The organism is Streptomyces sp. NPDC107654 (assembly GCF_055639035.1).
The window spans coordinates 568,862-590,701 of sequence record NZ_JBVKBI010000001.1 but is presented as its reverse complement, the minus strand read 5'-3'; the positions used below and the strand labels follow the sequence as shown (position 1 = coordinate 590,701).

20 protein-coding genes and 1 pseudogene are annotated in these 21,840 nt (G+C 70.6%); 8 read left to right on the top strand and 13 right to left on the bottom strand.

Annotated elements, in window-relative coordinates:
• Positions 1–59: 59 nt before the first annotated feature.
• Both ACZ7N4_RS02675 and ACZ7N4_RS02670 read right to left on the bottom strand, forming a co-directional pair.
• Positions 60–1,286, bottom strand: coding sequence for an MAB_1171c family putative transporter (locus ACZ7N4_RS02675; RefSeq protein WP_471352973.1), 1,227 nt, complete (start codon positions 1,284–1,286; stop codon positions 60–62).
• A complete protein-coding gene (locus ACZ7N4_RS02670; RefSeq protein ID WP_471352971.1) occupies positions 1,283–1,885 on the bottom strand; it encodes a toxin-antitoxin system, toxin component family protein in 603 nt (200 codons plus the stop codon). The genes ACZ7N4_RS02675 and ACZ7N4_RS02670 overlap by 4 nt, the downstream gene beginning before the upstream one ends.
• A 316-nt stretch (positions 1,886–2,201) precedes the next feature.
• On the opposite strand from ACZ7N4_RS02670, the gene arfA reads away from it, so the two are divergent.
• Positions 2,202–3,722: an arabinosylfuranosidase ArfA gene (arfA, locus tag ACZ7N4_RS02665; protein WP_471352969.1), complete on the top strand. Its 1,521-nt coding sequence runs from the start codon at positions 2,202–2,204 to the stop codon at positions 3,720–3,722.
• 12 nt (positions 3,723–3,734) lie between these two features.
• On the opposite strand, the gene ACZ7N4_RS02660 is transcribed toward arfA, so the two are convergent.
• Positions 3,735–6,689, bottom strand: coding sequence for a glycoside hydrolase family 35 protein (locus ACZ7N4_RS02660; protein ID WP_471352967.1), 2,955 nt, complete (start codon positions 6,687–6,689; stop codon positions 3,735–3,737).
• A gap of 83 nt (positions 6,690–6,772) precedes the next feature.
• On the opposite strand from ACZ7N4_RS02660, the pseudogene ACZ7N4_RS02655 reads away from it, so the two are divergent.
• The 3 genes and pseudogenes from ACZ7N4_RS02655 to ACZ7N4_RS02645 form a co-directional block, all read left to right on the top strand.
• Positions 6,773–6,871, top strand: a pseudogene (locus ACZ7N4_RS02655) (transcriptional regulator); the annotation flags it as partial.
• 68 nt (positions 6,872–6,939) lie between these two features.
• A complete protein-coding gene (locus ACZ7N4_RS02650) occupies positions 6,940–7,140 on the top strand; it encodes a hypothetical protein (protein ID WP_471352965.1) in 201 nt (66 codons plus the stop codon).
• A gap of 192 nt (positions 7,141–7,332) precedes the next feature.
• On the top strand, positions 7,333–7,986 hold the full coding sequence (locus ACZ7N4_RS02645) for a DUF4360 domain-containing protein (protein WP_471352963.1): 654 nt from the start codon (positions 7,333–7,335) through the stop codon (positions 7,984–7,986).
• Between the two features lie 50 nt (positions 7,987–8,036).
• Here ACZ7N4_RS02645 and ACZ7N4_RS02640 read toward each other — a convergent pair whose 3' ends face one another.
• Positions 8,037–8,279 carry a DUF397 domain-containing protein gene (locus ACZ7N4_RS02640; RefSeq protein ID WP_471352961.1) on the bottom strand — a complete coding sequence of 81 codons (243 nt, stop codon included), beginning with the start codon at positions 8,277–8,279 and terminating at the stop codon, positions 8,037–8,039.
• Positions 8,276–9,103, bottom strand: coding sequence for a helix-turn-helix domain-containing protein (locus ACZ7N4_RS02635; RefSeq protein ID WP_471352959.1), 828 nt, complete (start codon positions 9,101–9,103; stop codon positions 8,276–8,278). Before ACZ7N4_RS02635 ends, ACZ7N4_RS02640 begins: the two co-directional genes overlap by 4 nt.
• A gap of 116 nt (positions 9,104–9,219) precedes the next feature.
• Between ACZ7N4_RS02635 and ACZ7N4_RS02630 the strand changes: the two genes are divergently transcribed.
• Positions 9,220–9,687: an ATP-binding protein gene (locus tag ACZ7N4_RS02630; RefSeq protein ID WP_471352957.1), complete on the top strand. Its 468-nt coding sequence runs from the start codon at positions 9,220–9,222 to the stop codon at positions 9,685–9,687.
• A gap of 33 nt (positions 9,688–9,720) precedes the next feature.
• Positions 9,721–9,843: a hypothetical protein gene (locus tag ACZ7N4_RS02625; RefSeq protein ID WP_471353159.1), complete on the top strand. Its 123-nt coding sequence runs from the start codon at positions 9,721–9,723 to the stop codon at positions 9,841–9,843.
• 112 nt (positions 9,844–9,955) lie between these two features.
• Here ACZ7N4_RS02625 and ACZ7N4_RS02620 read toward each other — a convergent pair whose 3' ends face one another.
• Positions 9,956–10,174, bottom strand: a complete 219-nt coding sequence (locus tag ACZ7N4_RS02620; RefSeq protein WP_471352955.1) for a DUF7878 domain-containing protein — start codon at positions 10,172–10,174, stop codon at positions 9,956–9,958.
• A gap of 221 nt (positions 10,175–10,395) precedes the next feature.
• On the opposite strand from ACZ7N4_RS02620, the gene ctaD reads away from it, so the two are divergent.
• Positions 10,396–12,120 (top strand): aa3-type cytochrome oxidase subunit I, encoded by a 1,725-nt coding sequence (gene ctaD / locus ACZ7N4_RS02615; protein WP_471352953.1) that lies wholly within the window; start codon positions 10,396–10,398, stop codon positions 12,118–12,120.
• Complete coding sequence (locus tag ACZ7N4_RS02610; RefSeq protein ID WP_471352951.1) at positions 12,117–12,473, top strand: cytochrome C oxidase subunit I; 357 nt, start codon at positions 12,117–12,119, stop codon at positions 12,471–12,473. The genes ctaD and ACZ7N4_RS02610 overlap by 4 nt, the downstream gene beginning before the upstream one ends.
• A gap of 57 nt (positions 12,474–12,530) precedes the next feature.
• Here ACZ7N4_RS02610 and ACZ7N4_RS02605 read toward each other — a convergent pair whose 3' ends face one another.
• The 7 genes from ACZ7N4_RS02605 to mmsA form a co-directional block, all read right to left on the bottom strand.
• Positions 12,531–14,087, bottom strand: a complete 1,557-nt coding sequence (locus ACZ7N4_RS02605; protein ID WP_471352949.1) for an MFS transporter — start codon at positions 14,085–14,087, stop codon at positions 12,531–12,533.
• 32 nt (positions 14,088–14,119) lie between these two features.
• Complete coding sequence (locus tag ACZ7N4_RS02600; protein ID WP_471352947.1) at positions 14,120–14,827, bottom strand: tRNA-dependent cyclodipeptide synthase; 708 nt, start codon at positions 14,825–14,827, stop codon at positions 14,120–14,122.
• 5 nt (positions 14,828–14,832) lie between these two features.
• Positions 14,833–15,615 carry a 2OG-Fe(II)-dependent halogenase WelO5 family protein gene (locus ACZ7N4_RS02595; protein ID WP_471352945.1) on the bottom strand — a complete coding sequence of 261 codons (783 nt, stop codon included), beginning with the start codon at positions 15,613–15,615 and terminating at the stop codon, positions 14,833–14,835.
• A 455-nt stretch (positions 15,616–16,070) separates the two neighbouring features.
• Positions 16,071–17,756, bottom strand: coding sequence for a pyridoxal phosphate-dependent aminotransferase (locus ACZ7N4_RS02590; RefSeq protein WP_471352943.1), 1,686 nt, complete (start codon positions 17,754–17,756; stop codon positions 16,071–16,073).
• 102 nt (positions 17,757–17,858) lie between these two features.
• Positions 17,859–19,019, bottom strand: a complete 1,161-nt coding sequence (locus tag ACZ7N4_RS02585) for an aldose epimerase family protein (RefSeq protein ID WP_471352941.1) — start codon at positions 19,017–19,019, stop codon at positions 17,859–17,861.
• 25 nt (positions 19,020–19,044) lie between these two features.
• Positions 19,045–20,289 (bottom strand): multiple monosaccharide ABC transporter permease, encoded by a 1,245-nt coding sequence (gene mmsB / locus ACZ7N4_RS02580; protein ID WP_471352939.1) that lies wholly within the window; start codon positions 20,287–20,289, stop codon positions 19,045–19,047.
• The gene (gene mmsA, locus ACZ7N4_RS02575) at positions 20,286–21,836 is read right to left on the bottom strand and encodes a multiple monosaccharide ABC transporter ATP-binding protein (protein WP_471352937.1); all 1,551 of its coding nucleotides are present in this window, start codon (positions 21,834–21,836) and stop codon (positions 20,286–20,288) included. Before mmsA ends, mmsB begins: the two co-directional genes overlap by 4 nt.
• Between the last annotated feature and the right edge of the window lie 4 nt (positions 21,837–21,840).

The window sequence follows — 21,840 nt, the reverse complement described above, 5'->3', positions numbered from 1 at the left end:
ACGGCGCCGCCGCGGGGCGCGACCGGCCACGACGGCCCCGCGGACGGCGGCACGCGTCCTCACTCCGGAACCGTGACGCTCCGCGCCGGCACGGCCGCCGCGCGGACCGCCGCGATGTCGGCGGGGCGCCGCAGCGCGCGGGAGACGGCGCCGATCTCGCGGAGCAGTTCCGCGGTGTCGGCCCCGGCGGCCGGCTCCGCCGGCGACGGCAGGCACGCCCTGGTCTCGACCGCGTCGAGCACGGCCACCGCCGCGGCCAGCGCACGAGCCCGCTCCGGCGGGTGGCCGAGGCCGAGCGCGGCGTCGTACGCGCGGCTGCCGAGGCCGGTGTCGATGTGGCGGGCCAGCGTCAGCAGCGCGTCGCGGATGAAGGTCTCGCGCCGGGTGAGCCGCAGTTCCGGCGTGGCGCGCAGCGCGAACGGCACTCCCTCGCCGCTCACGGCGGCGAGCACCCGGTACAGCGGCCGCAGTTCGCGGTGGGCGCGCCGGACCCGTCGGCGGTCGTGCAGGTACTGGCCGGCGTGGGGCAGGACGAAGCCGACCGCGATGAGGATGGCGGAGAGGGCCGCCACCGGCGGGGCCAGGTCGGTGCTCAGCCAGTCCAGGTCCCGCCCGCACCAGCGCGCGGCCACCGCGGTCAGCTTGGCCGCGCCGAACAGCAGGTTCAGGACGTAGCCCGCGCCCAGCAGTTTCAGGCCCCGGCGCAGCCACGCGTCCAGCCCGGCGGTCCGTACCCAGTCCCGGATCAGCCGGCAGGTGAGCACGCAGGCCACGGCGTGCGCGACGAGGTAGAGCAGGATCTCCTCGCGCATGTACGGCGTGGTCGCGTAGTAGGTGTCCAGGTCCCGCACCCGCTCCTCGCGCGCGTCGGCGAGCGCGAACAGCAGCCACAGGGCGGCGATCACACCCGCGTACCCCGCGACCACCCACCGCGTCGCCCGGCGCGTGGCGGCCGAGCGGTCGTACGGGCCGTTGCGCCAGGTGACGAGGAGCAGCAGGCAGGAGCCGCAGAACGCGGTGATGAGCGAGTAGCACCAGGGGGCCGAGAGGTTCGGCACGCCGGTCAGCCGGTTGACCCGGGCGATGGTGGACGGGGTGCAGGACACGAACACCGCGCAGGCGAGCAGCAGCAGTCCGCCGACCGCGCGCAGCAGGGGGTCCCGCCACAGCCGGATGATGCTGGGCAGCTTGATCACGAGGGCGGCGGTGAGCACGGCCGTGGGGATCCAGAAGGAGATGTAGAACGCGCTGAGGACCCCGGAGGGGTTCTTGGCCGGCAGGGTCACCGAGCCGTTCCTCCGCGCCCCCGGTAGCCGAGGGAACGCTGCACCGGGTCCAGCGGGGCGGTGGCGTTTCCGGCGAGGCGGCCCCGGAACAGGGTGGCCAGGCGGTGCCCGAAGTCGTCGGCCTCGGCCTCGTCGGCCTCCCGGGAGCCGTTGCGGGCGGCGACGGTGAGGGCGCCCTCCCGCCAGCCGGGGGTGTCGGCGAGGGCCCGGGCGGCGGCGTCCCCGGCGAGATGGTGGTGCCGGTGCCCGGCGTACAGGTGCCACAGCTCGTGCCCGAGGATGACCAACTGCTGGACGGCCTCGGCCCGTTCCTCGACGATGACCAGGTCGAAGTCGGCGAACTCGACCCACAGTCCGGTCACCTCGATCTCGTCCGGGAAGCGTTCGAAGCGCAGTTCGACCGGCCGCCCGCCGCGCAGCGCGCTCATCTCCTCGCACAGCGCCCGGCACAACGGCCGTACGCCGTCGGGCTGTTCGGGCCGGGCGCGGACGGCGGCGGCGAGGTCGCCGGAGAGGGTGCGCATGGCCGAACCCGGGCGGGTGCGCCGCAGCCGTGCGGCCAGGCGTGCCGCCTGCTCCCGCGCGCCCCCGAAGCTCATCCGTCTCCCTCCCCACCGCCGGTCGCGGCTGGTCCGAGCGTACGCGCACGGATGTGCCCACGTCATGTGATCCGACGGCAGCCGTTCAACGGGGAACCACCTGTGACCTTGCGTCCAACCCATTGACGTGGACGCGCTTCGACTCTACGGTCCCGTTCGAAGTGACGAGCATTATTCGGCATATCGAACGATGGGGGGAGGGTATGCGACACCCTGGCCTGAATCGCGGGCGCGCGCACGGGTCCGCTGCTGCCGAACGGCAGCGGCGCGGCCGGCCGGTGACCACACGTCACGACTCGTGACCCGGAAGGACCCCATGAGCAAGCGCACCGCCCGCTTCACCCTCGACCCCGCGTTCACCGTCGGCCGGGTGGACCCCCGCCTCTTCGGCTCCTTCGTCGAACACCTCGGCCGCTGCGTCTACACCGGCATCCACGAGCCCGGCCACCCCGCGGCCGACGCCGAGGGCCTCCGTACGGACGTGCTGGACCTGGTCCGCGAACTCGGTGTCACCGCCGTCCGCTACCCCGGCGGCAACTTCGTCTCCGGCTACCGGTGGGAGGACTCGGTCGGCCCGGTGGAAGACCGCCCCCGCCGTCTGGACCTGGCCTGGCACTCCACCGAGACCAACCGCTTCGGTCTGTCCGAGTACATCGCGTTCCTGAGGAAGCTCGGCCCCCGGGCCGAACCCGTGATGGCCGTCAACCTCGGCACCCGGGGTGTGGCCGAGGCGCTGGAACTCCAGGAGTACGCCAACCACCCCGCCGGCACGGCCCTGTCCGACCTCCGGGCCGCCCACGGCGACAAGGACCCCTTCGGCATCCGGCTCTGGTGCCTCGGCAACGAGATGGACGGCCCCTGGCAGACCGGCCACAAGACGGCCGCGGAATACGGCCGGATCGCCGCCGAGACGGCACGGGCCATGCGCCGGCAGGACCCCGCCGTGGAACTGGTCGTCTGCGGCTCCTCCAGCCAGGCCATGCCCACCTTCGCCGAGTGGGAGGCGACCGTCCTGGAGGAGACGTACGACCTGGTCGACCACATCTCCCTGCACGCCTACTACGAGCCCGTCGACGGCGACGTGGACTCCTTCCTCGCCTCGGCCGTCGACATGGAGTCCTTCATCGAGAACGTGGTCGCGACCGCCGACCACGTGGGCGCGAAGCTGAAGTCGAAGAAGAGGATCAACCTCTCCTTCGACGAGTGGAACGTCTGGTACCTCTCCCGGTGGGAGGAGTACGCGAAGACCGTCGACCAGTCCGACTGGCCGGAGGCGCCCCGCCTGCTGGAGGACGTCTACAGCGTCACGGACGCCGTCGTCCTCGGCTCGCTCCTCATCGCGCTGCTCCGGCACGCCGACCGCGTCACCGTCGCCTGCCTCGCCCAGCTCGTCAACGTGATCGCGCCGATCATGACCGAACCGGGCGGCCCGGCCTGGCGGCAGACCACGTTCCACCCGTTCGCGCAGGCCTCCCGGTACGGCCGGGGCCAGGTGCTGGACGTGCGCGTGGACTCGCCGACGTACGAGACGGAGAAGTACGGCGGGACCGACCTGCTGCACGCCACCGCCGTCCGCGCGGACGACGGCACGGTCACCGTGTTCGCGGTCAACCGCGACCGCACCGGACCGCTGCCCCTCGAAGTGGCGCTGCACGGCCTGGAGCTGACGTCCGTCACCGAGCACAGCGCGCTCGCGGACGCCGACCCCGACGCCCGCAACACCCTGGCCGACCCCGACCGCGTCACCCCGCACCCGGTCGGGGGCACCGCCCTGAGGGACGGCACCCTCACCGCCGTACTGGAGCCGCTGTCCTGGAACGTGATCAGGCTGGCGTGAGCGGACGCGTGATCAGACCGGCTTGACCGGTACACCGCCCGTCGTCCTGCCGAGCAGGGTCAGCCGTACCGACCCGGGACCCGACAGCGTGGTGAACTCCGAGAGGACCGCCAGCGCGAGGGTGTTGGTGCCCCGGGTGCGCAGGATGCCGTTCGGCAGGACGAAGGTGTGCTGCGGGCCGACGTTGTTGATGTACTGGCCCAGGTTCCAGCCGTTGAGGAAGATCTGGGCGCGGTAGGCGCGGTACGGGTCGTCGTCCAGGGTCAGGCCGATCGACGCGTCGACGTCGGCCGGCACCGACAGCCGGAACGTGGTCCGGTACCAGGTCACGCCCTGGTACCGCGCCGCGCGCGGGAACGCCGTCTTCTCCCAGTCGCGGTCCCGGAAGCCGGGCAGGTGCCAGCCCTCCCGCTCGCCGTACAGGCCGCCGTTGTTCATCGGCCCGCGCACCGGGTCGGGGGCGCCCGCGCCCTGGACGCGCCAGCGCACCTTCGGCTCGGCGCCCTTGAAGGTGACCGCCGTCAGGCCCCGCGCCGCCTTGTGCGTGTCGAGCGCCTTGCCGTCCTGGTCGTGCTGCATGCGCCGGACCAGGACCGACAGTACGTGCCGGCCGGGGGAGCGCAGCTGCTCGCGCACGGGAAAGACGGCCGTCTCCGCCCATGTGCCCTTGCGGATGGTCGTGGTCTTGTCCGGCACCGGCATCCGGTGGGTGCCCAGCGGCTCGCCGTCCAGCCAGGCCATCAGCAGGCCCTGCGTGCCGGTGCTGTAGGCGAGCGAGACCTCCTCGACAGCGCTGGTGTCGGTGAGGGTGCCCCGGTACCAGACGTCCCCGTAGTGGAAGCCGTAGTCGTCGGCGAAGAGGACCGGCTGCCCGTCCGGGACGGCCGTGGTGCTGTACGAGGTGGTCTTGTCGGCGAGCGGCCACGAGGAGTCGTCGAAGCTCGGGCCCGCCTCCGGGTTCTCCGTCCGCATCCGCCAGCCGCCGAGCTCGGGCAGCCGCACCTCCGGGGTGTCCGGCAGCATCCCGGTGGTCATCAGGCTGCCGGAGAGGGTGACCCGGGTGGGCAGCCTCCGCCCGTTCCACACCAGGGTGTCGATCCCGCGCGGGCCCCACACCTCCATGCTGGTCCGCTCGGCGATGTCACCGGTCAGCCGGACCTCCGAGCCGTGCACCTCCGCGTGCCGCAGCAGCGCCGGGCCGTAGACGAGGAGACTCCCGGACGGGGTGTCGTACGGGAAGAGGCGGAGGGCGGTCGCGTCGTCGGCGAGGAGCAGCAGCAGCGGGGTGTCGCTCTCGCCCTTCTGCACCAGCACCCGGGTCAGCCCGCCCTGCCCGAGGGGGGCGTTCACGTGCAGCTCGCCCCGGTCGTAGGCCCAGCCGGCCTCCTCGTCCAGACGCTGCACGAAGGGCTCTTCCGCGCAGTCCAGCACCAGCTCGGCCATCTCGTCGCGCCGCCCGGCGAACACGGCGATGTCCTGCCGGCCCGCCGTCAGGAGGGTCATCGGCGCGGCGGTGGCGTACTTCAGCTTCCGCCCGCCCAGCGGCAGGCCGGTGGTGAGCAGCTTGGCGTCCTTGCCGGGCACGGTGATCCGCAGCCTGCCGGCCTCGGTGGGCAGCTCGGTGGTGACCGGGTCGCCGCCGTCGTTGCGGGCGACGTACACATGGCTGCCGGTGTCCGGGTTGGTCAGGTGGTAGACCTTCAGCCCCGCGGCGGTCACGTCCGCCGCCCGGTCCAGCTTGGCGAAGTCGGGCACGCGCTGGAGCAGGTGCCCGAGCTGGTGCATCGGCGCCATCTTGTCCGTGACGTTGCGGCCCTCGTCGATGGCGGCGCCGTAGTCGTACGACGTGTAGACGACCGGCGCGGGCAGCCACCCCCAGGAGGTCCCGCCGAACGCCATGTAGACGTTGTGCAGGGTGAGCCCGTTGGCGAGGTTGGTCAGGTAGAACCGGCGCTCGTACGCGGCGTCCCGGGTGCGCCGCGACTCGGCGTACCCCTTGCCGTCGAACCAGGCCCCGCCCCACGGGTCGAACCAGCCGCCCCCGAACTCGGGCACGAACCCGGGCGTGGACGGCGAGGCCGTGGCTCCGCCCTTCGGCCCGCCCGGACCGTAGTGCCCCCAGTCCGGCGGGGTCTGCGACGGCGACGGGTAGCCGTCGAACCCGTACAGCCAGCCACCCCTCTCCCCGCCCGTGTCGAAGGACCCCGGCGTCCAGTACCCGTTGCGCCCCTTGTCGTTGTGGAACAGCGGGACGTCGATCCCGTCGTCGCGCACCTTCCGGTACAGGTGGGACATGTAGTTGCGCCCGGTGGCGTCGTCCGCGTGGGCGTCGTACTCGTTCTCGATCTGGTACAGCAGGACCGTGCCGGTGCCCTGGGTGAACAGGTGCCGGCGGGCGATCCGGTTCACCTGGGTCAGCCACTCGTCCACGTACGACAGGTAGACCGGGTCGTCGGTCCGGGCGGTGCCCTTGGTCGCGGTCAGCCACCCGGGGAATCCGCCCCCGTCGACCTCGGCGTTGATGTAGGGCCCGGGACGCAGGACGACGTACAGCCCGGTCTCGGCGGCCGTCCGCAGGAACAGGTCGAGGTCCCGGACCCCGTCGAAGTCGTAGCGGCCCGGCGCGGGGGAGTGGTGGTTCCAGGCCACGTAGATGCTGACGGCGTTGAAGCCGTGCGCCCGCATCTTCTGCAGCACGTCCCGCCACAGGGACGGACTCGGCAGCCGGAACGGATGCATCTCGCCCGACCACAGCACCAGCCGCCGCCCGTCCACGAGCAGCGAGTAGCGGTCGTACCCGATGGTGTGCCGCCGGCCGTCGGCGCTCGGCGGGGCCGGTGCCGGACCGGTCGGCGCGCTGCCGCCCGCGTACGCCGAGGGTGCCCCGGGGCCGCCGCTGCCGCCCAGGGCGAGCCCGAGCGCGGCGGAACCGGTCAGGGCACTGAAGGTACGTCTGCTGAGCGCCAAGGTGGATCCTCCCGGGCGATCTTACGGGGGCGCGGTCCGGCCATTCTCCACACGGGCACGCCCCTCGACGGACCCCTGGGGATCTCGGCGCGCGGGCGGATTACGCGGTACGGGCGGTACCGGAGCTGGCCGTACGGCAGGGTAACGGCCCGGTGAAGGCAGGGGAAATCGCCGCCGCCCGGCCGCCCGCCGCTCCTCCACTCGGGGGACGGAGAGGTTTCCCCCCGTGGGCTCGGTCGTTGGTAAGGCCATGATCAAGAAGCTGACCTGCGTCACCGTCCTGGCCGCCGCCCTGCTGGCCGCCGCGCCCACCGCCGAGGCCGCCCAGCGCCCCGCCCCGTCCACCGCCGTCCCCGGCAGTGCCCTCCTGAACGGCCTCCTCGGCTCCCTTGAAGTGGGCCACCCGGTCACGTCGCTGCGCACGCTGCTCCCCACGCGACTCCAGGGCTGACCGGGCGAAAAAGCCCAACAGGGCCATTACGGGCGGGCCGTGAATGGCCGGAGTTCACTCTCCCGGCCCCGGGCGGGGGTCCCTACGCTACCCACGCCTCCACCCCGGCTTCACAGGTGACGCACAGGTCTTTCACCTTTGAACCGCTTCGGGCGGAGGCGGCACCCCCCACTCGACAACCGGGAGAATCCCATGGCTGGTGGACTCCTCATGGGCGGCGCAGTGGCCGCCCTGCTCACCACCGCGATAGCGCCCGCCCAAGGCTCGTCCCCCTTCGACGACCCGCCCCCCGACAAGATCGTCATCGACGTCGCCACGGTGAACGGCTCGGGCTGTCCCGCCGGGACGGCCGCCGTGGCGGTGTCACCGGACAACACGGCGTTCACGGTCACGTACAGCGCCTACCTGGCCCAGGCCGGCGGCAACTCCGACCCCACGGCCTTCCGCAAGAACTGCCAGCTCAACCTGGTGGTCCACGTCCCCCAGGGCTTCACCTACGCGATAGCCAGCGCCGACTACCGGGGCTTCGCCTCACTCCAGCGGGGCGCCACCGCCACGCAGAAGGCGTCGTACTACTTCCAGGGCTCGTCCCAGACGGTCCCCAGGACCCACCCGTACAACGGCCCCTACAACGACGACTGGCAGGCCACCGACTCCACGGACTGGGCCCAGCTGGTCTGGGCGCCCTGCGGGGTCCTCCGCAACTTCAACATCAACACCGAACTCCGCGTGAACGCGGGGACCGCGGCCCCCGACAAGGTCAGCTTCATGACGATGGACTCGACGGACGGGGACATCAGCACGGTGTACCACCTGGCGTGGAAGGAGTGCCGCCCGGCCTCCTGAGCGGGGTGGAAGGATCCCGGGCCGCTCGCGCGAGGCGAGCGGCCCGACGGTCACTTCCCGGCGCGACCGAGAAAGGCCGACCAGGCGGTGGGGGAGAGGGCGAGCGTGGGGCCGTGCTGGGCCTTGGAGTCGCGGACGTGGATGGTGGTGGGGGTGTGGGCGACCTCGACGCAGTTGTCGCCGGAGCCGCTGCTGTACGTGGACTTGTGCCAGTCCAGGGCGACCTCCACGCAGTCGCCGGAGCCGCTGCTGCTGTAGCTGCTTTTGAACCAGGCCAGTTCGGAGGTGCTCATAAGTCTCCTCGCATCCGCTCCAGCAGGCTTGCGGACTTCTCGTCCGACAGAGCCTGTGAACGCATCCTGGCATACCGTACGTTGAGCACGCTGATCGCTTTCGGGTCCGCGAGGAGCATGCCGCACTCGGGGGCCTCCATGTAGGAGAACCACTTGTGCTTCGGGGTTTCCAGCAGCTGCATCGGCCCGTGCAGCCCGGCGTGCGTCTCCCGGGCCAACGGCATGATCTGAATCTCCACGTTTCGTAACTGCGCGGTGTCCAGCAGGTGGTCGATGGCCTCTCGGGTTACTTGCTCGCCGCCGGTACGCCGGTGGAGCACCTGCTCCTCGATGATGAAGCTGAAGGTGGTGTTCGGCCGTTCCAGGAGCAGCCGTTGGCGTTTCGCTCGTGCAGCCCAGTTGTCTTCGATCTGCTCGTCGGTCAAGGGTGGCAGCTCATCGACGAACAGTTGCCGCGCGTACGCCTCGGCCTGCAACAGTCCTGGAATCATGCGGCACTCGTACGTATAGAGAGTGATCGCGAGCTTCTCCAGCTCAGCCCACCGCCGGAACCAGGAAGCGAGACCCGGCTGCCGCTCCAGGAACCCCGCCGCCCTCCGCAACGCCCCCGTGTTCCCCAGCTCCCTCTCCGCCGCCTCCACGAACACCTCGTCCGGCATCCGCCTCCCCAGCTCCACGGACGCGACCGTGTGTTTGGAGTACCCCACCCGCCGGCCGAACTCCTCCCGGCTCAGCCCCGCATGCTCCCGCAGGGCCTGTACCACCGCCCCGAACGTCCGCAGACTGTCCGACGTCTCCGGCTCCCCATTGCTTCCCGTACCCATGGAGAAATGGTCACGCGCAGTGACGCGTACTGTCCAGTGCGTCACCGCGTACGCTCCCGCACCGTACACGCGCCGACCCTGGTGAACCCCCCGCCCCAGGCCCCACATTGGGCCCCATGACCGCACCACCGGCCTCCACGCCGTCGCTCACCCTCCGTCTCAGCCCCACCCCTCGCGGCGCCCGTCTGGCGCGACGTCTCGCGTTGACCGAGCTGGACTCCTGGGGGATCCCGCACGACTGCGAGACGGCGGAGGCCGTCGCCGTGATCGTGGCCGAGCTGGCCGCCAACGCCGTGACGCACGGGCGTGTGCCGGGACGGGACTTCGAACTGCGGCTTCGACTCGTGACCGGGAGCGTGCGGATCGAGGTCAGTGACACCAGGGCCGAGCGCCGCCCGCCGTCACCGGCGGACGTGCGCGAGCCCGCGCCCCTCGCGGAGACGGGCCGTGGGCTCCTGTTGGTGGCGGCGCTGGCCGACCGGTGGGAGGTCGTGGACCGCGACCCGCCGGGGAAGACCGTGCGGGCCGAGGTCGACGTACCGCGCTGGCTGTCCGTCAGCCGCAGTTCCCGCGCGAACCGTTGACGCGGAAACCACGGACAGACAGGGGACGCCGGAATGAAGAAGCGCACCGCCTCCGCGTGCCCCAGCCCCACCGACGGCGACCTGATCGTCCACCACCACTACTACGACGGCGACGACGGCGGCACCCCGAAGCTCGGCGTCAACCTGCTGAACTGAGCGGGGGAACCAGGGCCGGGTCGGCGCCGAGGGCCGCGACCCCCTCCCGGACGGCGTCCGTGAACCGCGTCAGCTCCGCCGCCAGGACCTCCCGGGCGACCGGCGCGGTCCACTAGTCCGGCTCGCACACCGACCCGACCCGCCAGCCCCCGGCCGACTCCTCGATCCGTACCGTGCCGGGCTCCGCGAAGGGCAGCGAGTCGAAGCGGAAGCCGCCCGGCACCTCCTGCCCCAGCCAGTCGACCAAGGCCCGCGCCAGCTCCGCGACCGGGAACTCCGGCGCCGCGAACACCACCCGCCCGCCGTCCCGGACGGTGAGGTCCGCCTCCAAGGTTCTCGTACGTCAGCGTCACCGACATCCGGACGAACCTACCAAGCGTGCCGGGGCGCCGGGAGGACGGGCCGGACCGCTGCTCCGAACGGGTGCATCCGTCATCCGAACGGCCGTGCCTCGGCCGCTCAGGGCCTCCCTGCCGCCGCCGCCCGGCCAGGATGGCGGATGACCGGCGCCATGGCGTGGCCGGACGGCGAGCATCGGGAGACGGACGACCTGTGAGCATCCTCAACGAACCCCAGGACGGGGCGACGGCAGCCGAGGACTCGTACGAGAACGAGCTGCCGCTGCGGCGCAAACAGCCCGGCAACGTCGTGGTGAGGTGGCTGACCACCACCGACCACAAGACGATCGGCACGCTGTACCTGTCGACGTCGTTCGCGTTCTTCCTGTTCGGCGGTGTGCTGGCGCTGATCATCCGGGCCGAGCTGGCCCGCCCCGGCCTGCAGCTGATCTCGAACGAGCAGTACAACCAGATGTTCACGATGCACGGCACCGTGATGCTGCTGATGTTCGCCACCCCGCTGTTCGCCGGGTTCACGAACTGGATCATGCCGCTCCAGATCGGCGCCCCGGACGTCGCCTTCCCCCGGCTGAACATGTTCGCCTACTGGCTGTACCTCTTCGGCTCGCTCATCGCCGTCGGCGGCTTCCTCACCCCCGAGGGCGCGGCCGACTTCGGCTGGTTCGCGTACACCCCCCTGTCGGACGCGATCCGCAGCCCCCAGCTCGGCGCCAACCTCTGGATCCTGGGCCTGGCCTTCTCCGGCTTCGGCACCATCCTCGGCGCCGTCAACTTCATCACCACGATCATCTGTATGCGCGCCCCCGGCATGACCATGTTCCGCCTGCCGATCTTCACCTGGAACGTGCTGCTGACCGCCGTCCTGGTCCTGTTCGCCTTCCCGGTCCTGGCCGCCGCCCTGTTCGCCCTCGCGGCGGACCGCATCTTCGGCGCCCATGTGTACGACGCGGCCAACGGCGGTCCGATCCTGTGGCAGCACCTCTTCTGGTTCTTCGGCCATCCGGAGGTGTACATCATCGCGCTGCCGTTCTTCGGCATCGTCACCGAGATCCTCCCGGTCTTCTCCCGTAAGCCGATCTTCGGCTACATGGGCCTGGTGGCGGCCACGATCGCGATCGCCGGTCTCTCCGTCACGGTGTGGGCGCACCACATGTTCGTCACCGGTGCCGTGCTGCTGCCGTTCTTCTCCTTCATGACCTTCCTGATCGCGGTCCCGACCGGTGTGAAGTTCTTCAACTGGATCGGCACGATGTGGAAGGGGAGCGTCTCCTTCGAGACACCGATGCTGTGGGCGACCGGATTCCTCGTCACGTTCCTCTTCGGCGGCCTGACCGGCATCATCCTCGCCTCGCCGCCCATGGACTTCCACGTCTCCGACAGCTACTTCGTGGTGGCCCACTTCCACTACGTGGTCTTCGGGACGGTGGTCTTCGCGATGTTCGCCGGGTTCCACTTCTGGTGGCCCAAGTTCACGGGCAAGATGCTGGACGAACGCCTCGGCAAGATGACCTTCTGGACGCTGTTCACCGGCTTCCACGGCACCTTCCTGGTCCAGCACTGGCTGGGCGCCGAGGGCATGCCGCGCCGGTACGCCGACTACCTGTCGGCCGACGGCTTCACCGCGCTGAACACGGTCTCGACCATCAGCTCCTTCCTGCTCGGCCTGTCGATGCTGCCCTTCCTCTACAACGTGTGGAAGACGGCCAAGTACGGCACTCCGGTCCGCCTGGACGACCCGTGGGGCTACGGCCGCTCCCTGGAGTGGGCGACCTCCTGCCCGCCGCCGCGGCACAACTTCCTCACCCTGCCTCGGATCCGCAGCGAGTCCCCGGCGTTCGACCTGCACCACCCGGACATCGCCCTGCGGGAGCAGGCGGCCCACGCGCTGCCGGGCACGGGCGGTCGGGGCCTCGAATGAGCGGTCTGCCCAAACAGGGGGCCGACGCCGGCGGCGACCTCGGCAACGAGGTGGAGGGCTATCTGCTGTGGCAGGCCCGGATCGCCGAGGCGGAGCGACGGGCCCGGGAGTTCACCGGCCCCCTGGACTGGATGACGACGGCCCAGCGCGAGCAGGTCGAACAGCACTACGTCGCCGACAGCCTGCAGCGGGCCAAGGCCGACCTCGAACGCATCGCGTCCCGCTGCGTCTCCCTGCGCGCCGAGTACGAACAGCGCTACCAGGAGCTGCGCCGCCGCTGCCTGGGCGCCGCCCTGGCGGTGTGCGCCGGCCTCACCACCGTCATGGCCGCGCTGCTGCTGTTCCTTCGATGACGGCGGACGCGGACGGTCCCCGGGCACTCGGTGCTCCGGGGACCGTCCGCGTCGTGCCTACGCGGACTGGCCCGCCGGGACGCTGTCCGTCTCCTCGGCCGGCTGCCCGGCCGCCCTGCGCGAGAGCAGGCCGACGACGGCGAGGGCCGCGAGGGACACGCCGGTCAGCAGCCACATCGCGGCCTGCACGCCGTGACTGAAGACCGCGCCGAAGACCCGGTCCACGTCGGCGGGGGACAGCGAGGTCCTGTCGGCCAGGACCTCGGTGGCGTGCTCGGGGTCGGTGACCACGGACTCGGTCCAGGAGCCGTTCGGCTGGTCACGCCCGGCCAGTTCGGTGGTCAGCCGGTCGGAGGCGAAGGAGCGGAAGAGGACGACGGAGGCGGCCAGACCGATCGCGCCCCCGAGATTGTGGAAGGTCCAGGAGGAGCCCACGGCCAGGCCCGCCTGCCGCTCCGGCACGGCCGACAGCGCGGAGACCGTCGCCGGGCTGAGGACGCAGGCCCAGCCGATGCCCATCGCGACGAGCGCGACCGCCAGCTCGACCAGGGACGTGTCGGCGGTCAGCCGCGTCTGCAACAGGGCGGAGACAGTGAACGCGACGAAACCCACCGCCAGCAGCGGACGCGGGCCGAACCGGTCGATCAGCCGCCCGATGAACGGCGACAGGGCCGCCATCACCGCCGTACACGGCAGCAGCAGGGCGCCGGTGGCGTACCCGTCCATTCCCCGCACGGTGCTCAGGTAGAGCGGGACGAGGAAGAGCACGGTGGTGTAGAAGCAGGCCAGAGCGAAGTCGGAGGAGAGCGCCGCGACGAAGGCCGGCTTGCGGAACAGGCCGAGGTGGAGCAACGGGGCGCTGCTGCGGCGCTCGACCACGGCGAAGGCGATCAGGGCGACGACGGCGAAGGCGGCCAGCCCCAGCGTCCCCGGACTGGCCCAGCCCCACGTGCCGCCGAGCGTGAAGGCGAGGACGGCGGAGGGGATGCCGAGGCCGGACAGGGCGAGACCGGGCCAGTCCAGGCGGCCGGTGGCCGTCTCGTCCCGGGACTCGCGGACGCTGAACGAGCACACCGCGAGGGCGATCACGACGAGTGGCACGTTGATCCAGAAGACCCAGCGCCAGCCCGCCGCCGACACCAGGACCCCGCCGAGCAGCGGGCCGATGGCCAGGCCGAAGCCGTTGACGCCGTAGAGGGCTCCCATGGCCCGGCCGCGCTGCTGGGGCGGGAAGGCGTTCTGCACGATGGCGCCGGTGGAGGTGTACAGGACCGCGCACGCGGCGCCCTGGAGGAACCGGAAGGCGATCAGCCAGCCGGTGCCGGCGGCGGCCCCCGCTCCCAGGGAGGCCAGGCCGAAGACGACGGTGCCGGCGTAGAGGACCCGGCGGCGGCCGTGCGCGTCGGCCAGCCGGCCCATGGCCACCATGAACATCGACAAGGCGACGATGAACATGTTGACGATGAGCTGCAGCTCCGCCACCGAGGCCCCCAGGTCGGCCTGGATGCGCGGTGCCGCGGTGTTGACGATGGTCAGGTCGATGCAGCCGAGGAAGCTGATCAGGCCCACACCGACGAAGGCCCACCATTTGCGGTCAGTTGCTGCTGGAATCACGGAGTGCGTCCTCTACGCCGGATCGTGCAGGGTCAGGCGGCGGCCGTGGAGACAGCCGCCCGCTTCTTGAACTTGAGGGACAGCCAGCCGCCCTTGCCTGGATATTCCCCGGCGACGAAGAGCCGATGGGTTTCGGCCATGGCGGCCGTCATGGGCTGTGGGTACACGACGAAGTCGTATCCCTGGTGCGCCCACATCGGCTGAATGACGGGGCATTCCTCGATGAGATAGGACAGGCAGTTCTGGAATGCCTGCTCGGTGTCGGTGTCCGGGTCGCGGGCCACCATCCGGTCGATGAACCTCTGAACCGTGGCATTCACCGCACCACGGTATTCAGGGTTTTCCCGGTAGGCTTCCTCGACCTGCCGCAGAAAGCGCGGGTAATCCGGGTCCTGTAATGCCTCGTCCCAGCGAAGCACGTCGTTGGGCACGGTCAGGCCGCCCAGAACCTTGCCATTCCGCTCCAGCCATTCGTCGCCTTCCCGCAGGGCTCGGCGACGTGCTTCAGCGGGATCGGTTCCAAGGAGGTTGGTGCGCTGGAGGGTGTCCGCCACCGCGATCGTCACCTCGCCGAAGCCGGTCCGGTTGAGCAGTTCCACGGTGGCCCGGAGCTTGTCGCCCTCGTGATAGCGCTGACCCACGCTGATCAGCAGGATGGTCCGGCGGCCGGACAGGTCGGTCTCCTGGCCGGCCCGCCCGAAGCTGGCCTTGGTGCGCCCGTCGAGCAGGTGTTCGGTCATCGGGATCAGCTCCACAGCTCGAGCGGCCGGTCGCCGCCGTGGTAGCCGACGAAGTGCCCCAGGGTGACGCGGGGCCGGTCGCCGGAGGGACGCACCGCGTGGATCTGCCGGGGGTTGAGGAGCAGCAGGTCACCGGGTGCGGGCTTGAACACGGTGCGGGGCGGTCCGAGCTTGTCGCGGTCGATGCCCCAGGTGCGCTCGCCGCGCAGCCGGTCGTACTCGTCCTCGGTCGGCTCGACTCCCCACAGCTCCAGCTCGCCGCCGGTCTGCGGGATGTCGATGTAGATGTTGACCGACAACTGGGCCTTGAGGGTGTGGCCGGACTCCGTGGGCAGGTTGCGTTCGAGGGCGTCGGTGTGCGGATTGAGGTCGACGTCCTTGTCCTGGTAGCGGCAGATGCCGATGAACGCCTTGCGGCCGTCGAGCTGCAGCAGGTCGGCGCCGGGGCCCCAGGCCTCCTCCAGCAGCAGCCGCAGCACGTCGCTCGGGCAGGCGTACGGCGCGAACAGGTCGCGCATCCGCTGGATGTTGTCGCGGGCCTCCGCGTAGTACCGGTCGCGGGACGCCTCGTCACTGATCTCGGAGAAGGCGAACCCTATTCGCTTGAACTCGTTCGCCTGGCTCAGTCCCCCTCGGTCGGGATGGTCGAGCAGTTTCTTCCGCACGTTCTCCAGGGCGATCCGGGGGACGAATTGAGGAATGTGTACGGCTAAGCAACTCCCGTCGATGACGGACTGGATGTCCGTGTGTGAAAAAGCGCGGGCGGTTGTCTCCCTGACATCGGGCACGGGGTGACCCCTCGGCATGAATGGAAAGGTGAGCGCCGCACTACGGCGGCCTGACTGTTGCCCATTGCATGCAGTTGGCGTCGAGGTAGTCAAGCGATGGATAGATGCGGGGGGCAAGTATCGGCGGGTGGCTGGATTCCGGCCATGGTGCCGACTCGTGGAGCGGCCTCTGGCATATGCCAAGGCATTGGTTCAACATGGAACGAGTTTGCGTACGAGAAACATAATGACGATTACTATGTAAATGCAGGGGTCAGAGGGGCTCGCGCCGCCCGTGTGCTCGTCCGGCGCCCCCGCCTCGATGACCCCTCGGCGCGCAGGGGGAGCGCAAGGATTCGGCTCCGGTGTGTAAGGGGCGCCCTGCCGGTTTCGTCCGGTGTGAGCGGAATGCCGAGCGATCCGGTCCGGGTGGCCCGGATCGGATCGTGGCCGAAGTTCGATCCTTCGAACGGCTCTTAACCGGCTGCTTGGCCCGTTCCTGCCGCGTTCGGCCAGCTCCTGGCGTTGGGCCAGCCCGTCGCGGGCGCCGGGGTCAGACCGGCCGCGGGGGCCGGCGCCGTCATCCCGCGGACCTGGGCCGCGGTGAGCCCGCCGCGGGCCGGGACACCGGGCGGAGTGGGCGCGAGAGCCACGGCGGGGGCGGCCGGGACGGGCGCGGGAGCCATCGCGGCGGGCGCGAGCGGTGCGGGAGCCATCGGTGCGGGTGCGGGTGTGGGTGCGGGTGCGGGGGCCAACGGGGCCGGAGCCGGCGCGGGAGCGGGGGGCGGTGTGAATGCCGGCTGTGGTGCGGGTGTGGCCGGGATCGGGGCCGGGGTCGGCAGTGGCTGGGCTGCCGCCGGCATCGGCATCCCGCCGCCGGCCGGTGTGACGGCGGCGGGGAGCGGCATGCCGGTGCCGGCGGCCGGAGCGGGGCCGGCCGGTGTCAGCCGCATCCCGGCCCCGTTGGTCTCGCTGACCAGCCGGTCGACCGCCGCCGTACCCGAGCTGTAGCTGGTCCCGGTGCCCGGCCCGGGTACGGCGGCTCCCCTCCCGGACCCGTAGAGCACCTGTTCCAGGCCGGACACCAGGCGACGCACGTCGACCTGGGGGCGCACCACGAGCCGCAGGAAGCGGCTGGAGGATCCGATCTTGTTGCCGCACTCGCGGACCAGGATCCGGTGCTCGGTGAGCATCCGGTCCCGCACCACCGTGCCCTCGGCGCCCACGGGCAGCCGTACGAACAGGAAGTTGCCCTGGGAGGGGTAGACGGTGAGGCCGGGGAGCGCGGAGAGGTGGCTGGCCATCTCCAGCCGGTCGCGGCGGACCTGCTGGAGGCTCCGCTCGTACTCCGAGCCGTGCTCCTTCAGCATGAACACCACGTGCTCGGCGAAGGAGTTGAGGTTCCACTTCGGCAGCATCGAGCGGACCCTGCCCGCGAGCGCCGGGTTGGCGACGAGGTAACCGAAGCGGATGCCGTGCAGGCCGAAGTTCTTGCCGAGGCTGCGCAGGACGATCACGTTGGGGCGGAGCACGGCCTCCTGGACGACGCTCGGTTCGGCCTCCGCGTCGGCGAACTCCAGGAACGACTCGTCGACCACGACCAGGTCCAGGTCCGCCATGGCGTCCACGAACTGCACCACCTGCTGCCGGCGCAGATAGCCGCCGTCGGGGTTGTTCGGGTTGCAGACCACGGCCACCCGGGTGCCCCGGCTGCGGATGAACTCGGCGTACTGGGCGAGGTCCAGGCCGAAGCCGTTCGCCTCCTGGAGCGGGAACATGTCGACCCGCTTGCCGGTCTCCATCGGCTGGTCGGTCCAGCGGCCGAAGGTGGGGACCGGTACCGCCAGGGACTCACGGACGAGGAGGTGGTCGATCCAGGTGATCAGCTCCGTCGAGCCGTTGCCCATCGCCACGCACTGCGGCGGGAGCCGGAGCAGGTCGCACAGCTCCGCGGTGATGGTGTCGGCGCCGCTGGGGTAGTACGTGACGATCTCGCGCAGCCGGGCGGCCATCTCCTCGAACATGGCGGGAGTGGGGAAGTACGGGTTGCACGGGATGCAGAAGTCCACCGGGCCCGACCCGTCGCTCTCCCGCGTCAGCGCCGCCATCGAAGGGCTGTGCGCGGCGGTGTTGCGGAACAACGAGGTGACGTTGTCAGGCAAGGGGACCTCCGTCGAAGGGTGGCCCGTGCGGGGGAGCACGGGCCGCCCTTCGATACGGAGGAGATCCCGGTGGCGTTCAACTCACCGGGGGTGTGAGCCGGTTCACCGCCCGAAGGTGTGGACGGTCGTCGTCCGGTACGTCCGCCCCGGCCTGAGCACCGTCGACGGGAAGTCCGCGTGGTTCGGCGAGTCCGGGAAGTGCTGCGTCTCCAGGCACAGGGCGTCGCCCTGCCGGTAGGTGCGGCCGCCGGTGCCGGTGAGCGTCCCGTCGAGGAAGTTGCCGGAGTAGAACTGCAGGCCCGGCTCGTTGGTGGCGATCTCCAGGGTGCGGCCGGAGCGCGGGTCGCGCAGGGTCGCGACGTGCTCGGGCCGGGCCGTGATCCCCTTGTCCAGGACCCAGTTGTGGTCGTACCCCTTGGCCTGCACCTGCTGCTCGTGGCCGGCCCGGATGTCCCGGCCGATCGGCTTGGCGTGCCGGAAGTCGAACGGGGTGCCCGCCACCTTCGCCAGCTCACCGGTGGGGATCAGCCCGGAGTCGGTGGGGGTGTAGCGGGCGGCGGCGATCGTGAGTTCGTGGTCCTCGATCGTGCCGCTGCCCTCGCCGGCCAGGTTCCAGTAGACGTGACTGGTGAGGTTGACGACGGTGGCCCTGTCGGTCGTGGCCTCGTAGTCGATGCGCCAGTCGCCGTGCCGGGTGAGGGTGTACGTCACCTTCGTCCGCAGCGTGCCGGGGTAGCCCATCTCCCCGTCGACGCTGGTGTAGTGCAGGTGCAGGCCGACGTCCGGGCCCTTGGTGAACGGCTCCACGTCCCACACGTGTTTGTCGAAGCCCTTGGCCCCGCCGTGCAGGCTGTTGTCACCGTCGTTCACGGAGAGCTGGTACGCCGTGCCGTCCAGCGTGAACCGGCCCTTGCCGATGCGGTTGCCGTACCGGCCGATCAGCGCGCCGAAGTACGGGCTCTTCGCGACGTAGTCGGCGAGGTCGTCGAAACCGGCGACCACGTTGGCGTACCGGCCGTGCCGGTCGGGGATCTCCAGGGTCTGGACGATGCCGCCGTAGGACAGCACCTTCAGCCGGGTGCCGCCGTTCTCCAGCGACCAGCGGTACACCTTCGTGCCGTCGGCGAGCGTGCCGAAGAGTTCCCTCACCCGCTTCCGGCCTCCCCGGCCGGTGGCGGCCTCGGCGCTGCCCGTGCCGAGGGTGGTGGCGGCGAGGCCTGCCGCGGCTGCTCCCGCCATGACCGTGCGTCTGTTCAGTTCCATGCTGCGGCTCCGTGTTGTTGGGCGCTTACGAACCGGACTTGCGCTTGTTCCACACGTCGAACCCGACCGCCACCAGCAGGGCGAGACCCTTGATGACCTGCTGCCAGTCCGTGCCGACGCTGAGGAGGTTCATGCCGTTGTTCAGCACGCCGAGGACGAGACCGCCGATGATGGCGCCGAGGACGGTGCCGACACCGCCGCTCATGGACGCGCCGCCGATGAACGAGGAGGCGATCGCCTCCAGTTCGAAGTTGACGCCCGCCTTCGGCGAGGCCGCGTTCAGCCGGGCGGCGACCACCATGCCCGCCAGGGCCGCGAGCACGCCCATGTTCAGGAAGACGTAGAAGGTGACCTTCTTGTCCTTCACACCGGACAGCTTGGCCGCCGGCAGGTTGCCGCCGATCGCGTAGATGTGCCGGCCGAAGACCGCGTTGCGCATGACGTAGCCGTAGCCGACGACCAGCGCGCCGAGGATGATCAGCACGATCGGGGCGCCCTTGTAGCTGGCGAGCAGCAGGGTGAGGACGAGGATCGCGGCGACCAGCGCGGTCAGCTTCAGCAGGAACAGCCGGGTGGGCGGCACGTCCAGGGAGAACTCCTGCTGGCGGCGGCGGTCCCGGAACTCCTGCCACACCACGGCGGCGATCAGGACGAGCCCGAGCAGCAGGGTGAGGTTGTGGTAGTTGGTGTCCGGTCCGGTCTCCGGCAGGAAGCCGTTGCCGAGCTTCTGCAGTCCGTCGGGGAACGGGCCGAGGGTCTGGCCCTTGAGGAGGATCTCGGTGAGGCCGCGGAAGAGCAGCATCCCGGCGAGGGTGACGATGAAGGACGGTATGCCGAGATAGGCGATCAGATAGCCCTGGACCGAGCCGGCCGCGGCGCCCACCAGCAGGCACAGCACCAGCGCGACCGGCCAGGGCACCCCGTGCTGCACGGTCAGGACGGCCGCGAAGGCGCCGACGAACGCGGTGAGCGAGCCGACCGACAGGTCGATGTGCCCGGCGATGATCACCAGCATCATGCCGATCGCGAGGATCAGGATGTAGCTGTTCTGGAGCACCAGGTTGGAGACGTTGCGCGGCAGCAGCAGGTCCCCGTCGGTCCAGATGGCGAAGAGGACCACGATCAGGCCGAGCGCGATCAGCATGCCGTACTGGCGCATGTTGCGGCGCAGGCCGGCCAGCACCAGGCCGAGCAGTCCCCCGCCGGCGGCCGGTCCGCTCCCGCCCGGCGGCGCGGGGGCCGGGCTCTTGGCGGTCACATCCGTGCTCATCGCGTTACCTCTTTGTCCTTCGTCATATGGCGCATCAGCACTTCCTGCGTGGCCTCGGCCCGCGGCACCTCACCGGTCAGCCGCCCGGCGGCCATCGTGTAGATGCGGTCGCACATGCCGAGCAGTTCGGGAAGCTCGGAGGAGATGAAGACGACCGCCTTGCCCTGGGCGGCGAGCTGGTCGATGACCGTGTAGATCTCGTACTTGGCGCCCACGTCGATGCCGCGGGTCGGCTCGTCGAGGATCAGCACGTCCGGACCGGCGAAGATCCACTTGCTGAGGACGACCTTCTGCTGGTTGCCGCCGGAGAGCTTGCCCACCGGCTCGAAGACCGTGGGCGCCTTGATGTTCATGGACTTCCGGAAGCCCTCGGCGACCTGCCGTTCCTCGTGCTCGTCCACCACACCCCGCCGGGCGACCTTGTCCAGCGCGGTCAGCGAGATGTTCCGGTTGATGGTGTCGATGAGGTTCAGCCCGTAGTGCTTGCGGTCCTCGGTGACGTACGCGATGCCGTGCCCGATCGCCTCCGCCACGGTCTTCGTACGGATCTCCGTGCCGTCCTTCAGGACGGTGCCGCCCGCGTACCGGCCGTAGGTCCGCCCGAAGACGCTCATCGCCAGCTCGGTGCGGCCCGCGCCCATCAGGCCCGCGATGCCCACGATCTCCCCGCGGCGCACGGTCAGCGACACGTCGTCCACGACCTTGCGCTGCTGGTCGATCGGGTGGAACACGGTCCAGCCGCGGATCTCCAGCGCCGGTGCCGCCCCCTCCTCCGGCTGGTGCGGGCTGCGCTCGGGGAAGCGGTGGTCGAGGTCGCGGCCGACCATGCCGGCGATGATCCGCTCCTCGGTCGTCTCCGGCGCCTTCACGTCGAGGGTCTCGATGGACCGGCCGTCCCGGATGATCGTCACCGAGTCGGCGGCCTTGCGGATCTCGTTGAGCTTGTGGGAGATGATGATCGAGGTGATGCCCTGGTTCTTCAGCTCCAGGATCAAATCGAGGAGCTTGTCGCTGTCCTCGTCGTTCAGGGCCGCCGTCGGCTCGTCCAGGATCAGCAGCTTCACCTGCTTGGACAGCGCCTTGGCGATCTCCACCAGCTGCTGCTTGCCCACGCCGATGTCGGCGACCCGGGTCTCCGGGTGCTCGTCCAGACCGACCCGGCGCAGCAGTTCGGTGGCGTGGCGCAGGGTCTCGCGCCAGTTGACGAGTCCGCGCGTGGCGTGCTCGTTGCCGAGGAAGAGGTTCTCCGCGATGGACAGGTGCGGTACCAGCGCCAGTTCCTGGTGGATGATGACGATGCCGTGCTGCTCGCTCGCCCGGATGTCCTTGAACCGGCAGATCTCTCCCTCGAAGAGGACGTCCCCCTCGTAACTGCCGTGGGAGTGGACGCCGGAGAGCACCTTCATCAGGGTGGACTTGCCGGCGCCGTTCTCCCCGCAGATGGCGTGGACCTCGCCCTGCCGGACGGTCAGGGTGACGTCCGACAGCGCTTTGACACCGGGAAAGGTCTTGACGATCGAGCGCATTTCCAGGACGGGTCCCGCCATGGTC

Bases quoted from the DNA above. Each gene is read 5' to 3' on its own strand.
- ACZ7N4_RS02670 (WP_471352971.1), bottom strand. From the start codon at position 1,885: ATGAGCTTCGGGGGCGCGCGGGAGCAGGCGGCACGCCTGGCCGCACGG.
- arfA (WP_471352969.1), top strand. From the start codon at position 2,202: ATGAGCAAGCGCACCGCCCGCTTCACCCTCGACCCCGCGTTCACCGTC.
- ACZ7N4_RS02650 (WP_471352965.1), top strand. From the start codon at position 6,940: ATGATCAAGAAGCTGACCTGCGTCACCGTCCTGGCCGCCGCCCTGCTG.
- ACZ7N4_RS02645 (WP_471352963.1), top strand. From the start codon at position 7,333: ATGGCTGGTGGACTCCTCATGGGCGGCGCAGTGGCCGCCCTGCTCACC.
- ACZ7N4_RS02640 (WP_471352961.1), bottom strand. From the start codon at position 8,279: ATGAGCACCTCCGAACTGGCCTGGTTCAAAAGCAGCTACAGCAGCAGC.
- ACZ7N4_RS02635 (WP_471352959.1), bottom strand. From the start codon at position 9,103: ATGGGTACGGGAAGCAATGGGGAGCCGGAGACGTCGGACAGTCTGCGG.
- ACZ7N4_RS02630 (WP_471352957.1), top strand. From the start codon at position 9,220: ATGACCGCACCACCGGCCTCCACGCCGTCGCTCACCCTCCGTCTCAGC.
- ACZ7N4_RS02625 (WP_471353159.1), top strand. From the start codon at position 9,721: ATGAAGAAGCGCACCGCCTCCGCGTGCCCCAGCCCCACCGACGGCGAC.
- ACZ7N4_RS02610 (WP_471352951.1), top strand. From the start codon at position 12,117: ATGAGCGGTCTGCCCAAACAGGGGGCCGACGCCGGCGGCGACCTCGGC.
- ACZ7N4_RS02600 (WP_471352947.1), bottom strand. From the start codon at position 14,827: ATGACCGAACACCTGCTCGACGGGCGCACCAAGGCCAGCTTCGGGCGG.
- ACZ7N4_RS02585 (WP_471352941.1), bottom strand. From the start codon at position 19,019: ATGGAACTGAACAGACGCACGGTCATGGCGGGAGCAGCCGCGGCAGGC.
- mmsB (WP_471352939.1), bottom strand. From the start codon at position 20,289: ATGAGCACGGATGTGACCGCCAAGAGCCCGGCCCCCGCGCCGCCGGGC.
- mmsA (WP_471352937.1), bottom strand. From the start codon at position 21,836: ATGGCGGGACCCGTCCTGGAAATGCGCTCGATCGTCAAGACCTTTCCC.